The sequence below is a fragment of the Mycolicibacterium pallens genome (genome assembly GCF_019456675.1).
In the GTDB taxonomy this organism is placed as follows: Bacteria; Actinomycetota; Actinomycetes; order Mycobacteriales; family Mycobacteriaceae; genus Mycobacterium; species Mycobacterium crocinum.
On the sequence record NZ_CP080333.1, the window covers coordinates 2,169,296 to 2,184,225 of the forward strand.

At 66.8% G+C, this 14,930-nt stretch carries 13 protein-coding genes; 7 read left to right on the forward strand and 6 right to left on the reverse strand.

Annotation, left to right across the window (positions count from 1 at the left end; genetic code table 11):
• The first annotated feature begins 13 nt into the window (after nt 1–13).
• Nucleotides 14–577: an alpha/beta hydrolase gene (locus K0O64_RS10700; protein WP_071946039.1), complete on the forward strand. Its 564-nt coding sequence runs from the start codon at nt 14–16 to the stop codon at nt 575–577.
• Between the two features lie 2 nt (nt 578–579).
• On the opposite strand, the gene ngg is transcribed toward K0O64_RS10700, so the two are convergent.
• The 3 genes from ngg to K0O64_RS10715 form a co-directional block, all read right to left on the reverse strand.
• Nucleotides 580–2,343, reverse strand: coding sequence for an N-acetylglutaminylglutamine synthetase (gene ngg / locus K0O64_RS10705; protein ID WP_096311111.1), 1,764 nt, complete (start codon nt 2,341–2,343; stop codon nt 580–582).
• Complete coding sequence (locus K0O64_RS10710) at nt 2,340–4,148, reverse strand: N-acetylglutaminylglutamine amidotransferase (protein WP_071946032.1); 1,809 nt, start codon at nt 4,146–4,148, stop codon at nt 2,340–2,342. The genes ngg and K0O64_RS10710 overlap by 4 nt, the downstream gene beginning before the upstream one ends.
• A 171-nt stretch (nt 4,149–4,319) precedes the next feature.
• Nucleotides 4,320–5,891, reverse strand: a complete 1,572-nt coding sequence (locus tag K0O64_RS10715; RefSeq protein WP_096311112.1) for an amino acid permease — start codon at nt 5,889–5,891, stop codon at nt 4,320–4,322.
• A 197-nt stretch (nt 5,892–6,088) separates the two neighbouring features.
• On the opposite strand from K0O64_RS10715, the gene K0O64_RS10720 reads away from it, so the two are divergent.
• The 6 genes from K0O64_RS10720 to K0O64_RS10745 all read left to right on the forward strand — a co-directional run bounded on the left by K0O64_RS10720 (nt 6,089) and on the right by K0O64_RS10745 (nt 12,011).
• On the forward strand, nt 6,089–7,474 hold the full coding sequence (locus K0O64_RS10720) for a glutamine synthetase family protein (RefSeq protein WP_096311113.1): 1,386 nt from the start codon (nt 6,089–6,091) through the stop codon (nt 7,472–7,474).
• Nucleotides 7,461–8,213 (forward strand): gamma-glutamyl-gamma-aminobutyrate hydrolase family protein, encoded by a 753-nt coding sequence (locus K0O64_RS10725; RefSeq protein WP_164520051.1) that lies wholly within the window; start codon nt 7,461–7,463, stop codon nt 8,211–8,213. The genes K0O64_RS10720 and K0O64_RS10725 overlap by 14 nt, the downstream gene beginning before the upstream one ends.
• The gene (locus tag K0O64_RS10730) at nt 8,210–9,574 is read left to right on the forward strand and encodes an aldehyde dehydrogenase family protein (protein ID WP_096311114.1); all 1,365 of its coding nucleotides are present in this window, start codon (nt 8,210–8,212) and stop codon (nt 9,572–9,574) included. The genes K0O64_RS10725 and K0O64_RS10730 overlap by 4 nt, the downstream gene beginning before the upstream one ends.
• Complete coding sequence (locus tag K0O64_RS10735) at nt 9,575–10,348, forward strand: 3-oxoacyl-ACP reductase (protein ID WP_096311115.1); 774 nt, start codon at nt 9,575–9,577, stop codon at nt 10,346–10,348.
• 5 nt (nt 10,349–10,353) lie between these two features.
• Nucleotides 10,354–11,076: a FadR/GntR family transcriptional regulator gene (locus K0O64_RS10740; protein WP_071946018.1), complete on the forward strand. Its 723-nt coding sequence runs from the start codon at nt 10,354–10,356 to the stop codon at nt 11,074–11,076.
• Nucleotides 11,077–11,165: 89 nt separating this feature from the next.
• Complete coding sequence (locus K0O64_RS10745) at nt 11,166–12,011, forward strand: class I SAM-dependent methyltransferase (RefSeq protein WP_096311116.1); 846 nt, start codon at nt 11,166–11,168, stop codon at nt 12,009–12,011.
• Here K0O64_RS10745 and K0O64_RS10750 read toward each other — a convergent pair.
• The 3 genes from K0O64_RS10750 to sigC form a co-directional block, all read right to left on the reverse strand.
• Nucleotides 12,008–13,066 carry a glucose 1-dehydrogenase gene (locus K0O64_RS10750; protein WP_096311117.1) on the reverse strand — a complete coding sequence of 353 codons (1,059 nt, stop codon included), beginning with the start codon at nt 13,064–13,066 and terminating at the stop codon, nt 12,008–12,010. The genes K0O64_RS10745 and K0O64_RS10750 overlap by 4 nt on opposite strands.
• Nucleotides 13,067–13,136: 70 nt before the next feature.
• Nucleotides 13,137–14,201, reverse strand: coding sequence for a sodium:calcium antiporter (locus tag K0O64_RS10755; protein ID WP_096311118.1), 1,065 nt, complete (start codon nt 14,199–14,201; stop codon nt 13,137–13,139).
• Between the two features lie 76 nt (nt 14,202–14,277).
• Nucleotides 14,278–14,829, reverse strand: coding sequence for an RNA polymerase sigma factor SigC (gene sigC, locus K0O64_RS10760; protein ID WP_071946006.1), 552 nt, complete (start codon nt 14,827–14,829; stop codon nt 14,278–14,280).
• Nucleotides 14,830–14,930: the final 101 nt, after the last annotated feature.

Genomic DNA, 14,930 nt, shown 5'->3' on the forward strand with positions numbered 1-14,930 from the left:
GTAACGTGGCGAAATGCCTTCGACAATGGTGACTGTCGATGGGTTCCCCGTCCCGGTCAGCGTGACCGGCCCGGAGAAGGGCCCCTACGTCGTCATCCTGGGAGCCGCCCAGCACGCACCGGCCGCCTATGACGGGGTCTGTCAGCGCTTGCACACGGCGTCGGTGCGCACGGTTGTCATCGGCGCGGACCCACGGCTACATCCCAAAGCGGTGATCGGCATCCTCGACGCACTCGACGTCCGCTGGGGAATCCTCGTGGGCGACCGCGCCGGCGCCGAGCTCGCGTGGGAATTGGCCGCCACCCGTCTGGACCGGTTCACCGGTCTCGTCGTCATCGACCGCGGGCACCCGCGTGTTCCCGACCAGAACGGCGTGGTCCGCGACGAGGATTGCCCGCCGGTGGAGATCAACACCACCGCGCTGGTCAGCACTCCCGCCGCACGCGCTTTGGCCCGGGCCAGCCAGCGCTACGTCTACAGCGACTACCGACTGGTGGAGTTCACCGGCCGGCGCAACGCCGCGGAGTCCACCGCGCAGCTGGCCGCCGAGATCGTGTTACGCACCAGCACCTGGTGAGGTCAGCGCGGCGGCGCGTCCGTCGCTTCCTGAGGGGTCCACGCCTGCGGTAGACCCGGCTGGCCGGGGAACAGGAAATCCACGAAAGCCTGTGCGGTCGGCTGCGGCTCGTGATTGGCCAGGCCGGGGCGTTCGTTGGCTTCGACGAACACGTACTCGTCGCGGGTCACGTCGGGCACCAGCAGGTCGATGCCGGTGACCGGAATGCCGATGGCCTCGGCGGCCACCACGGCCACCCGGCACAGCTCGGGATGCACGATCGCTGTCACGTCGTGAATGGTGCCGCCCTGATGCAGGTTCGCCGTCTTGCGCACGCGCAGCCGCTCGCCTTCGGGCAGAACGTCATCGAATGACCAACCGGATTCGGCCACCGTCGCTTCGGTGACATCGTCGAGCGGGATGCGCGATTCGCCGCCGGTTGCCGCGGCGCGGCGACGGCTCTGCGTCTCGATCAGTTCCCTGATGGTGTGCTTACCGGTCCCGACAATCGCCGCCGGTTTCCGCAGTGCGGCCGCGACGACCTTGCCGTCGATCACCACCAGGCGTAGATCGTCGCCGGGAGCGCGTTGTTCGATCAACACCTCAGGGTGCTGTTCGCGGGCGCGGGCCAGTGCGGCATCCAGCGCTTCGGGGCTGTCCACCCCGACGGTGATGCCCTTGCCCTGTTCACCGCGCGTCGGTTTGACGACGACGTCGCCGACCTCGGCCAGGAATGCGTGGTCTTCGGCATCGAAGGTGGCCAGCCTGCCTTTCGGCACGACGATGCCTGCCTCGGACACGATGCGCCGGGTCAGCCGCTTGTCGTCGCAGCGGCTCATCGCCACCGCGGAGGTGTATTCGCTCAAGGACTCCCGGGTCACCACGCTGCGCCCGCCGTACGACAACCGCATCTCACCGGTCTCGGCGTCGAGCACCTCGATGTGGATACCGCGGCGCATGGCCTCGTCGGCGATGATGCGCGCATACGGATTGAGGTCGTCGACGGTCTCCCGCGCGGGGGTGAACAGCGGCTCGTTGATCGCGTTCTTGCGTTTGACGGCCAGCACCGGCACGCGCTGGAAGCCGAGCTTCTCATACAGCGCGATCGCGGCCTCGTTGTCGTAGGCCACGGACAGATCCATGTAGGCGCGGTCCCGCCCGCGGAAAACCGCGGCCAACGTGCGGGTCAGCGATGCGCCGATCCCGGGCAGGCTGGCGGTCGGGTCGACGGCCAGTGTCCACAGACTCGAGCCGTCCTCGGGGTCGTTGAACAGCCGCTTGTGGTCCACACCCGTGACGGTTCCGACCACCGATCCGTCGTCGTCGCGGACCGCGACCAGATACTCGACCGCGTCGCAGTGCAGGTGGTTGTTCCAGATCAGTTCGGTGGGGGCGGGCACCATGCCACAGCGCACGTACACCCGGTTCATCTCGTCGGCCTCGGCCTGATCGCGCAGCGGGCGGACGGTGAATCCGACCGGAGCGGGGCCCTCGGGCTCGTCGGGGTGCAGCCGCCAGCGGTAGGTGTGGCTGGGATCGATGAAGAGCTCGGCCGGCGACTTGGCCACCAGGACATGCGATTCGCGCGCGTAGATGCAGATGTCGCGGCGGCCCTGCTCCTCATGCTGCAGCACGGCGGCCAGCTTGTCGGGATCGGCGAAGGTCTGACCGAATATCAGCCTGCCCCAACCGAGTTCGAGCACCACGTCATCCGACATCTCCCGGACCAGCTCTTGGGGGGAGGCGTCGTGCAGCCCCATCGTGATGGCCTCGGTGTGCGCGGTCATGCGGCCGGCCCGGTGATTCCGTGCTGCTGTAACCACAGCTCGAGAAGCCCGATCTGCCACAGCTCGTTGCCGCGCAGCGGCGTCAGCCGGCCATTGGGATCGGCCAGTAACCGCTCGACGGCCTCGGGCCGGAACAGGCCGCGTTCCTTGGCCTGCGGTGCGTACAGCGCGTCGCGCACCATCTCCAGGTACGGCCCCTCCAGATGGGTCAACGCCGGCACCGGGAAGTACCCCTTCGGCCGGTCGATCACCTCGGCCGGAATGACTTGGCGGGCAGCTTCTTTCAGTACGCCCTTGCCGCCGTGCGCGGTCTTCAGCTCGGGCGGGCAGGTCGCTGCCAGCTCGACCAGGTCGTGGTCGAGGAATGGCACGCGGCCTTCCAGCCCCCACGCCATCGTCATGTTGTCGACGCGTTTGACCGGATCGTCGACCAGCATCACGGTGGTGTCCAGGCGCAGGGCGCGGTCCACACCGGTCTGCGCTCCGGGCTTGGCGAAGTGCTCGGCGACGAACGTCAGGCTGGGATCCTCGCGGCCGCTGAGCCGCTCATCGGAGAGCAGTGCGGCCACCCCGTCATGGTCGCGGTCGAAGAACGCCCCGCGGTAGCGCGCGACGGAGCCATCGACGCTGGCGGCGTCGGGTTCGGCCATCGGGGGATACCAGTGGTAGCCGGCGAAGACCTCGTCGGCGCCCTGGCCGGATTGCACCACCTTCACGTGCTTGGCGACTTCCTGGCTCAGTAGGTAGAACGCCACGCAGTCGTGGGAGACCATCGGCTCGCTCATCGCGCCGATCGCGCCTTCGAGGGCGGGCAGCATGCGGGCGGTGTCGATGCGGATCTGATGGTGGTCGGTGCCGAACCGCTTGGCCACGATGTCGGAGTACATGAACTCGTCGCCCTTGACCCCGCCGACCGACTCGAAGCCGATGGAGAACGTCGACAGGCCGTGTTGTCCGGCTTCGGCGAGCAGACCGACGATCAGGCTCGAGTCCACCCCGCCGGAAAGCAGGCAGCCGACGGGCACGTCGGCGACCAGACGGCGCTTGACGGCGGCTCGTAGGGCGTCGAGAACCGCGTCCTCCCAATCGCGTTCGCTCCAGTCCGCGCGGTCTTCGCGGCGGCTGAAATCCGGTGACCAGTAAGTGATTTCCCGTCGCTTGCCGTCGGGCTCGATGGCCAGCAGCGTGCCGGGGGAGAGTTTGCGGACTCCGCACAGGATGGTTCGCGGGGCGGGCACCACCGAGTGGAAGGTCAGGTAGTGGTGCAGGGCGATCGGGTCGATGCGGGTGTCGACGCCGCCGCCGGCCAGCAGCGCGGGAAGTGACGACGCGAACCGGATGCGGTGCGAGTCCTCGCTGATGTACAGCGGTTTGATGCCCAGCCGGTCGCGGCCGAGCAGCACACGGCCGCTGTCGCGCTCGGTGATGGCGAACGCGAACATCCCGTACAGCCGGTCGACGAACTTGTCACCCCAGTGGTGGTACGCCTTGAGCAGCACCTCGGTGTCGCTGTGCGAGAAGAACCGGTAACCGTGCCCGGCGAGCTCGTCGCGCAGGGCTTCGTAGTTGTAGATGCAGCCGTTCCAGGCGATCGTCAGCCCGAGGTCGGCGTCCACCATCGGCTGTGCACCGGCCTCGGACAGGTCGATGATCTTCAGCCGACGATGGCCGAGCGCCACCCGGCCCTGCGACCACACGCCCGCGGCGTCCGGCCCGCGGGGCTCCATCGTTTCCGCCATGGCCGCCACCGCGGCCACGTCGGGGGCCTGATCGTCGAGACGGACCTCGCCCGCCGCTCCACACATCGGTTCCGACCTATCCCGTCTGTTTCGCTGAGTTCGGCCCTCCTATTTACCCGCGCGGAACGAGTCCTAACCGGCCCGAGACCCCAGTCACATAAACCGCGCCCCTCGGCCTGGGGCACGAGGGGCGCGGGGCCCGCCTCACGGAGGGCCTGGGGTGTGGTCTCCTGAGTCTTAGGAAACCCCCTCCAGCTCTTCACCGGTGATGTCGATCTGCCGCACCGGGCCGGTGAACCAGTTCTTCACCGACGCATGCCAGTAGATGAAAAGCAGGATCAGCACGCCACCGACCAGCAACGGGGTGTAGTTCACGTACTTCCACTCGAAGCTGTCATCCCACGGAGCACCGCCGAGCGAGGTCGGGAACATCGCGATGATCGAGGTGATGATGATTTCGGCCAGGGCCAACGGCGCCATCCACTTGTGGTGCCCGCGCAGGTTCCACCGGCCGAGCGGGAACGAGTCACCGGCCTTCCAGCGGAAGTAGATCGGCACCGCGAAGCAGAGGTAGAGGCCCACCACGCCGATCGAGACCACCGCGAAGAACGCGACCGGCACCGGGGCGCCGTTGATGTCGACCTTCACCAGCGCGGGCAGGGTGATGATCACGGCGATCACCGCGGTGACCATCACCGCGTTGGCGGGCACTTTCCTGGTGCTGAGCTTCGCCCAGAGTTGATGTCCGGGCACCGCCCGGTCACGGCTGAACGCGAACAGCATGCGCGATGCGCTGGTCTGGCAGGCCGTGGTGCAGAACAGCTGGCCGGCCGTCGAGATCAGCAACACGATGCCGACCCACTTGGAGTCCATCGCCTGGCTGAAGATCGTGGCGACAGCGCCGCCGCCCTTGGTCACGCCGTCGACGTCCTGCACTGCGAACAGGAAGGTCAGCAGCAGGATCCAGCCACCGATCGCCGAGTAGAAGATCGAGCGCCAGATGCCCTTGGCGGCGCCATCGGCCGCGCTCTTGGTCTCCTCTGACAGGTGGGCCGACGCGTCGTAGCCGGTGATCGTGTACTGGGTCAGGATCGCCGACATCGGCAGCACGAACAGCAGGAAGCCGAAGCCCGAGGTGGAGCCGCCGAAGAAGCCGGTGTTGTTGACCGTCGTCGCGAACACCGTGGAGAAGCTGGCGTGCTGCTCGGGCAGTGCCCACAGGATGACGATCACGGCCGCCGCGCCCGCGACGTGCCACCAGACCGAGATGTTGTTGATCACGGCCAGCAGGTGGCTGGAGAAGATGTTGATGGTCGCGACGATGACCAGGATGACGAGGAACAGGATGAATGTCCGGGTCAGGCTGTAGCCGGCCAGCCAGTCCTCGCTGAAGGTGCCCAGCGTCAGGTCCAGGAAGGTGGCCGACCCGTAGGCCACTGAGGCCAGGATCGCGATCAGGCCGATCAGGTTGAGCCAGCCGGTGTAGTACCCGGCCTTCGGGCCGCCGAGTTTGGCTGCCCACCAATAGATTCCGCCCGATGTCGGGAAGGCCGACACCAGCTCGGACATACACAGACCGATGAGCAGGATGAAGACCGAGATGATCGGCCAGCCCCAGGCGATGGCCGCGGGGCCGCCGTTGTTCCAGCCGAGGCCGAATGAGGTGAAGCAGCCCGCCAGGATCGAGATGATCGAGAACGAGATGGCGAAATTGCTGAAGCCGGACCACGACCGGTGCAGCTCCTGGGTATACCCGAGGCTGGCGAGGTGTTTTTCGTCGTCGTCGAGTAGTTCGTGACCCTCTGGCACGGTGTCTCCTTCTGGGCGTGCTGACGAAGAGGCGTCCACCGGCGCTCTCCTGAGTAGGGACAATAGAGCGCTATTGGTCTGGTGTCCTACCTTTGGAGTGACAATCGTGTAAATCTGGAGGACGATGTCGCCGCCGTGGCGATGTCCAATGGTTGACTTTCCGTCTAATCATTCCGGTGCTATCGAGAGGGGCGCGCGTGACGACTGAGGGTGCTGGTCGACGCCGGCCCGGTCTGTTGCTGCAGGCCGAGCTGGAGAGCCTGGTGGCCGCCGGTGAGATCGACACGGTCATCGTTGCGTTCGCCGATATGCAGGGCCGGCTGACGGGCAAGCGGATCTCGGCCGAGCTGTTCGTCGACGATGTCGCCGCGCACGGCGCGGAGTGTTGCAACTATTTGCTTGCTGTCGACGTCGACAACAACACCGTCGACGGTTATGCGATCTCGAGCTGGGAGACCGGTTACGGCGACATGGTGATGACGCCCGACTTCGCGACGCTGCGCCGCATTCCGTGGCAGCCTGCCACTGCGCTGGTGATGGCCGACCTGTCGTGGACGGACGGCCGTCCGGTGGTCCAGGCGCCGCGCAGCATCCTCAATCGCCAGATCGACCGGCTCACCGAACGCGGTCTGGTGCCGTATGCCTCGACCGAGCTGGAATTCATGGTGTTCGACAACGGGTATCGAGAGGCCTGGGCGTCCGGCTACCGGGGGCTGACGCCGGCCACCGATTACAACATCGACTACGCGATGCTGGCCTCGACGCGGATGGAGCCGCTGCTGCGTGACATCCGCCGCGGGATGGCCGGCGCGGGCATGTACTGCGAGGGTGTCAAGGGCGAGTGCAACCTCGGTCAGCAGGAGATCGGCTTCCGCTACGACCATGCCCGCACCACCTGCGACAACCACACGATCTACAAGAACGGCGCCAAGGAGATCGCCGACCAGCACGGCAAGAGCCTGACGTTCATGGCGAAATACGATGAGCGCGAAGGAAACAGCTGTCATATCCACATCTCGCTGCGCGGCGAGGACGGGTCGGCGGTGTTCGCCGACGACGACGATGAGCTCGGCATGTCACCGATGTTCCGCAGCTTCATCGCCGGCCAGTTGGCGACGCTGCGTGAACTGACCCTGTTCTACGCGCCGAACATCAACTCCTACAAACGTTTTGTCGACGGCAGCTTCGCGCCGACCGCGATCGCCTGGGGTCTGGACAATCGGACCTGCGCGCTGCGGGTGGTCGGTCACGGAAACGGGATGCGGATGGAGTGCCGGGCGCCCGGCGGTGACGTCAACCAGTATTTGGCCGTGGCCGCGTTGATCGCCGGTGGTCTGTACGGAATCGACAACGGGCTCGAACTGCCCGACGCCGTCGCGGGCAACGCCTACACCAGTGGCGCGCAGCGCTTGCCGACCACGCTGGCCGAGGCTGCTGCGCTGTTCGAGGGATCGACGGTGGCCCGCGAAGTCTTCGGTGACGAGGTCGTCGAGCACTACCTCAACAACGCCCGCGTCGAGCTGGCCGCGTTCAATTCGGCCGTGACCGACTGGGAAAGGGTGCGTGGCTTTGAGCGGCTTTGAGAACGAGGCCCGGCTGCGTCCTGTCATCGGCCTCACCACCTACCTGCAGCAGGCTCAGACCGGCATCTGGGATGTGCACGCCAGCTTCCTGCCCGGCATCTACATCGAAGGTGTGACGCTGGCCGGTGGCATCGCGACGCTGCTGCCGCCGCAACCCGTCGACGCCGGCATCGTCGACCAGATCCTCGGCGGAATCCACGGCCTGATCATCACCGGCGGCAGGGACGTCGACCCGGGCGCCTACGGTCACGACGCGCATCCCAGCACCGATGAGCCGGACCGCGTTCGCGACGCGTGGGAGCTCGCCTTGGTGAGCGCCGCGATTCACCGGCATCTTCCCGTGCTCGGAATCTGCCGCGGCGCACAGGTTCTCAACGTCGCGCTGGGCGGCACACTGCATCAGCACCTGCCCGATGTCGTCGGGCATACCCGCCATCAGCAGGGCAACGCGGTGTTCACCACCTCCTCAATCAGCACGGTGGCCGGCAGCAGGCTGGCAGGATTGATCGGTGAGGGCACGAACGCGCAGTGCTACCACCATCAGGCGATCGACCGGCTCGGCGACGGGCTGATGATCAGCGCTCTCGACAGTGAGGGCGTGATCGAGGCTGTCGAGTTGCCTGGCGACGATTTCGTCCTGGCCGTGCAGTGGCACCCCGAGGAGACCCTGGACGACCTTCGGGTGTTCGCCGGACTGGTCGAAGCCGCCCGAACCTCTACAACAGAGAGAGTGAATTGAGTACCACTGAACTGGTCAATCCGGCGACCGAAGAAGCGCTGCGCACGGTCGAGCTGACCGACGCCGCCGGGGTAGACGACGCGGTCGCACGTGCCAAGGTCGCGCAAAAGGCCTGGGCCAGGCAGGCTCCCGCGGAGCGGGCCGCCGCGCTGCGCGCTTTCGCCGCCGCGGTCGACGCCCACGTCGGTGAGCTCGCCGCGCTCGAGGTCGCCAACTCCGGGCACCCCATCGGGGCTGCCGAGTGGGAGGCCGGCCATGTTCGCGATGTGCTGCAGTTCTATTCAGCCACTCCGGAACGCCTGTCGGGCAAGCAGATTCCCGTCGCTGGCGGCCTGGATGTCACCTTCAACGAGCCGATGGGTGTGATCGGGGTGATCACGCCGTGGAACTTCCCGATGCCGATCGCGGCGTGGGGCTTCGCGCCCGCGCTGGCCGCGGGAAACGCGGTGGTGCTCAAACCGGCCGAGTGGACGCCGCTGACCTCGATGCGGCTCGGTGAGCTCGCGCTGGAAGCCGGTCTGCCGCAGGACCTGTTTCAGGTGCTACCCGGGCGGGGTTCGGTGGTCGGTGAGCGGTTCATCAGCCACCCGGATGTGCGCAAGATCGTGTTCACCGGCTCGACCGAGGTCGGCACGAGGGTGATGGCCGGGGCCGCCAACCAGGTCAAGCGGGTCACCCTGGAGCTCGGCGGCAAGAGTGCCAACATCGTTTTCGCCGACTGCGATCTGGAGAAGGCCGCCGCCACGGCCCCCTACGGCGTGTTCGACAACGCCGGGCAGGACTGCTGTGCGCGCAGCCGGATCCTGGTGCAGCGCAGTGTGTTCGACAAGTTCATGGAACTGCTCGAGCCGGCCGTCAAGGGCCTGGTGGTCGGCGATCCGGCCGCCCGGGACACCCAGATGGGCCCACTGGTGTCCCGCAAGCACTTCGAGTCGGTGGCCGCCTACGTGCCCGATGACACCAACGTCGCCTTCCGCGGCTCCGCGCCCAACGGGCCCGGCTACTGGTTCCCGCCGACGGTGCTCACCCCGCAGCGCACCGACCGCACCGTCACCGAGGAGATCTTCGGCCCGGTCGTCACGGTGCTGCCGTTCGAGGACGAGGCTGATGCCATCGGACTGGCCAACGACACCGAATATGGTCTGTCCGGCTCGATCTGGACCGACAACCTGTCGCGGGCGATGCGGGTGTCGCGGGCGGTCGAGGCCGGCAATCTGAGCGTGAACTCGCATTCGTCGGTCCGGTACAACACCCCGTTCGGTGGATTCAAGCAGTCCGGGCTGGGCCGCGAACTCGGGCCGGACGCACCCCTGCACTTCACCGAAACCAAGAACGTCTTTTTTGCCGTAGAGGAGAGCTAGATGGATCTGTCCCAGCGACTCAAGGACAAGGTCGCCGTCGTCACCGGTGGTGCCAGCGGGATCGGCCTCGCCGCCGTCAAGCGGATGCGGTCCGAAGGCGCGATCGTCGTCATCGGGGATCTCGACGAGACCACCGGCAAGTCCGTCGCCAACGACCTGAACGTGACATTCGTTCAGGTCGACGTCGCCGACCAGGTAGCGGTGGACAAGCTCTTCGACACCGCGTTCGAGCTGCACGGCGGGGTCGACATCGCGTTCAACAACGCCGGTATCAGCCCGCCCGACGACGACCTCATCGAGAACACCGGCATCGACGCGTGGGACCGGGTGCAGGACGTGAACCTCAAGTCGGTGTTCTTCTGCTGCAAGGCGGCGCTGCGGCACATGGTGCCGGCGCAGAAGGGCTCGATTATCAACACCGCGTCGTTCGTCGCGGTCAACGGTTCGGCCACCTCGCAGATCTCCTATACCGCGTCCAAGGGCGGCGTGTTGGCGATGTCGCGCGAACTCGGAATTCAGTACGCGCGTCAGGGCATTCGGGTCAACGCGCTATGCCCCGGCCCGGTGAACACCCCGCTGCTGCGGGAGCTGTTCGCCAAGGATCCCGAGCGGGCGGCCCGCCGGCTGGTGCACGTGCCGATGGGCCGGTTCGCCGAACCGGAGGAGCTGGCCGCCGCGGTGGCGTTCCTGGCCAGTGACGACTCGTCGTTCATCACCGGGTCGAGCTTCCTGGTCGACGGCGGCATCACCGGCCACTACGTCACGCCGCTGTAATCGTCATGGTGGCCGACCCGGAACCGCAGCAGGCCCATGAGGCGCTGCTGCGTCCGGTGCGCCTCGGCAACGCGTTCGAGGACACCGTGGGCCGGCTGCTGCAGACGATCAAGCTCGGCGTGCTGACGCCGGGCGACTCGCTGCCACCTGAACGCGAACTCGCCACTCGGCTCGGCGTCAGCCGCGACACGGTCCGGGAGGCGATCAAGTCACTGGCCGACGCCGGCTATCTGGTGTCGCGCCGCGGCCGTTACGGCGGCACGTTCCTGGCCGAGTCGCTGCCCGCCCAGACCGAAGGGGTGGTGCGGTTCAGCCGTGCCGACATCGATGACGCACTGCGATTGCGCGAGATCCTCGAAGTCGGCGCGGCCCGGATGGCCGCGACCCGAACATTGACCGCCGCCGAGCGCGAGGGGTTGTGGTCGCGGCTGTCCGACGTTCGGTGCGCCTGCGCGGACGACTATCGTCGGCTGGACTCGCGGTTGCACCTGGCGATCGCCGAGGCCGCCGGATCCGCGTCGCTGGTGCCGCTGGTGGCGGAGAACCGGATGCGGCTGAACGCATTGCTCGACCAGATTCCGTTGCTGCGCCGCAATATTGCCCACTCTGACGAACAGCACGAGGCGATCGTCATCGCGATCCTCGCCGGCGACCCGGATGCCGCCGGTGCCGCGATGCAGGCGCACGTCGCCGGCTCGGCAGCCCTGCTGCACGGCTTTCTGGACTAGTTCCAACCCGCGGCTTTCTGGCCAATTCTCCTTCTCGTGCCACAGGTACGCGCATCCTGTGCGCATGACGACTGTGAAGGAGAACTGGAATGAGCACCGGAGCAGAGCAGAATAATTCGACCGACCGCGCGCTCAAGGCCAAGCACCGCGCGCTGTGGGCGTCGGGCGACTACCCGTCGGTGGCGGCCGAGCTTGTTGGTTCGCTGGGCCCAGAGCTGGTCAAGGCGGTGGGCGTCGGTCCGGGACAGCGGGTGCTCGACGTGGCGGCGGGGTCCGGAAACGCCTCGATCCCGGCCGCGGAGGCCGGCGCGAGAGTGACGGCCAGCGACCTCACCCCGGAGCTGTTCGACGCCGGGCGCCGAATCGCCGCCGCCCGCGGCGTCGAGCTCGAGTGGGTCGAGGCCGACGCCGAAGCACTTCCCTTCGCCGACAACGACTTCGATGTCGTGTTGTCGTGCCTGGGGGCGATGTTCGCACCACACCACCAGGCGACGGCCGATGAGTTGGTGCGGGTGTGCCGTCCTGGTGGAACGATCGGGATGATCAACTGGACGCCGCAGGGCTTCATCGGCCAGTTGTTCGCCACGATGAAGCCGTACGCCGCACCGCCGCTGCCGGGCGCCTCTCCCGCACCGCTGTGGGGCGACGAAGACCATGTGCGAGAGTTGTTCGGCGACAAGGTCACCGATCTCACGTTCCGACGCCAGACCACACTCATGGAGCACAGCCCCAGTCCGGTGGAGTTCCGCGAGTACTGGAAGCGCAACTACGGCCCGACCATCGCCGCGTACGCATTCAGCAAGGATCAGCCTGAACGGGTGGCCGACCTGGACCGGGATTTCCTCACGTTCCTCGAGACGTGGAACCAGTCGGGTGAGGCCGGGCGCACCGCCTATTCGGCCGAGTACCTGGTGGTGACCGCGACCAAGCGTTAACGCGATTCATCGAGGGTGATGACGACCTTGACGTCGTCATCACCGGCGGCGAACGCCTTCGTCGCGTCACGCAGCGGCACGCGCCGGGTTATCAAGCTGGCCAACCACGTCGGATCGGCTTTCGCCAGCGCCTCGGCGGCCTGCCGGTAATGGCGCAGGTTGGCATTGACCGAACCCACCACCGCGTCGTTTTCCAGAACGATGTCGCGATTGAGCCCGCCCGCATCCACCGTGAGGTTGCGGCCCGTCGGAGAGACACCCGTCAACGCGACGATGCCGTAGGAGCCGGTGACCTTCATGGCGTCGAACACCAGCGAGCCCACCCCGGTGGCTTCGATGACGATATCCGGCTGTACCTTTCCGACCGCCTCTTCGACGCTGGTGTGGTGGTAGGTGGCGTTCAGGGCATCCACGATGCCCGGTTTGGGCCCGTCGGTGACCCGGTCCAGCACGTGGACTTCCAGACCGTGCTGGACGCCCAGGAGGGCCGCGAGCAGACCGATCGGGCCTGCGCCGGTGACCAGCGCGGTGCGCGGTTCGAACCAGGCCCGTTGCCCGACGCGGTACACCTGTTCCCATGCCTTGGCCACGACGGTGGTCGGTTCCATCAGCATGCCGACCTCGGCCAGAGCGTCGTCGATTTTGACTGCGTAATCGGTTTCCACACACCAGATTTCGCTGCCGTATCCGTCGATCTCTTTGATACCCCGTTCGGTGTAGCGGCCGTTGCGGCACATGTCGAACTCACCGTGGGCGCAGGCGCCGCAGGGCACCGGATCGGGTCGACGCACCACGCCGACCACCAGGTCGCCTTCGATGAAGTCACTGCCGTCGGGCGCGCTGAGCACCCGGCCCAGCGACTCGTGGCCGAGAACCAGGCGATCACGTCCCGGCGGAGCCCAGCCGTACGCGCCGGCGGCGATCTCCTTGTCCGTTCCGCAGACACCGATCGCCAGGCCGGCCACGCGCATCTCATCCGGTCCGGCGGTGGGCTCGTCGATGTCCTCGACGGCGAGTGAATCGGCTTGGCCGGGCTGTACTGTCAACGCACGCATGTGGACTGCTTACCCGCTGCGCGTGGCCGGCATTCCTTGCTGATGAGTAATGATTGCCACTAGACAAGGGTTATCCGCTGATGAACGCCAACCCGAGGATGCCGACGAGGTACAGGATCACCACGGCAATCGAATCCAGTCCCATCCGTAGCCACTGCCGCTGTGGGCGGAAGATCAATCCCGCCATGTACACCACGGTGAGCAGGCCTGCCAGGGCGGTCAGGTAGATATCGGTGTGATGGGCGGTCGGCAGCACTGCCGAACCGGATAGCAGCGTCGCGAGTAGGAACAGGACTGGCAGGAAGGCATTGCCGCCGAAGATGTCGCTCATCGCCAGCTTGTAGTCGCCCATCCGGGTCGACGCCAAGCCCGTCGACAGCTCAGGCAGTGACGTGGCGGCGGCGAGCACGGTGGCGCCGAACAGCACCCCAGACATTCCCCAGCGGCCGAACACCTCTTCACCGCTGCGTTCGATCACGACACCGGCTACCAGTGTCGCGACGGCTGCGATGGTGAAAACGGTGACGGTGCGGCCGGTGGTGACGCCCTTTGTCGTCGCGGTCTTCTCGTTGGTCGCCGTGGAGTGCCCGGGTGGCTTCTCTTGGCTGTCCGGCGCGTGCCCGGATTCGTGCCACGGCAGTCCATGTCCGGCCCGCCGGATCAGGAAGAGGCCGATCGCCCACACCACGACGATGAGTACTGCACCGGGGGTCAGTCGCCAGGCGATCAACGAACTCGGCAACTGAGTGGACATCACCACGATCACCAGCAGCGCCACCACGAGCCCGGCTTCCAGTACCAACGTCAGCGATGCGGCCAGGTAGGTCAAGGGTTTACGCGGGCGCGTGCCTGCGGCGTCGAGAACGGCCAGCACCACGGTCTGGATCGCGATGCCACCGAGGATGTTGCCCACGGCTACGTCGACGTGATGGGACAGCGCCGCGCTGGCGGTGATCGCGATCTCCGGCAGGTTCGTCGCGATCGCCAGCAAGATCACCCCGCCGAGTGCGGAACCGAGATGCCAGCGCTGCGAGAGCACGTCGGTCGTTTGCGACAACTCGATCCCGGCGATCCAGATGACGGCCGCGGACGCGATGAAAATGGCCACCAGTGCCAGTGAGGGTAAAGACGTCACCGGTGTCTGTTCCCCCCCCGCGCGGTGTATTAACCGGGGAACAACAGTTGTCGAGCGACAAACAAACTGCGGTGGCTCAGCCGACCTCGTCCTCGCGATTGGCGGCGCTGAGCAGATCCTCGCGGGCGCGCGCCACCCGGGAACGGATGGTGCCCACCGGGCAGCCGCACACCTCGGCCGCCTCGGCGTAGGAGAGTCCCAGCACCTGGGTCAGCATCAGGGCGTCGCGGCGATCGGAGTCCAGACCGTCGAGCAACATCCTGATCTCGATGATGTCCTCGAACCGGCTGGCGCTGCGCCGGGTGTCGAGCACCTGCTCGACATCGATCGCGGACGTGGTGCGCGGTCGTGCCTGATTGCGGCGGATCTGGTCCACGACCACGCGGCGGGCGATCGACAGCAGCCAGGTCCGGGCCGAGGATCGCCCGGAAAAGCGGGGGAGTGCGCCCAGCGCACGCAGGAACGTCTCCTGCGTCAGGTCGTCGGCGTGACCGGGATCACCGAGGAAAGCGACAGTGCGCCACACGTCGCGCTGGGTGGCCTTGATGAACGCGTCGAGAGCAGCGGAATCACCTCGGCCGGCGGCCAGTGCCAGTGCGGTCACCGGGTCGTCGTTGCGTTCGGCCACGTTCAGTGAGAGTAGGGGATCAGCGTGACCGGCACGTTCCGGGGCTGTTGCCGGAGCGTATTTTGGGTGGCCGGGAACCTGACGGCCTCGGCAGACGACTC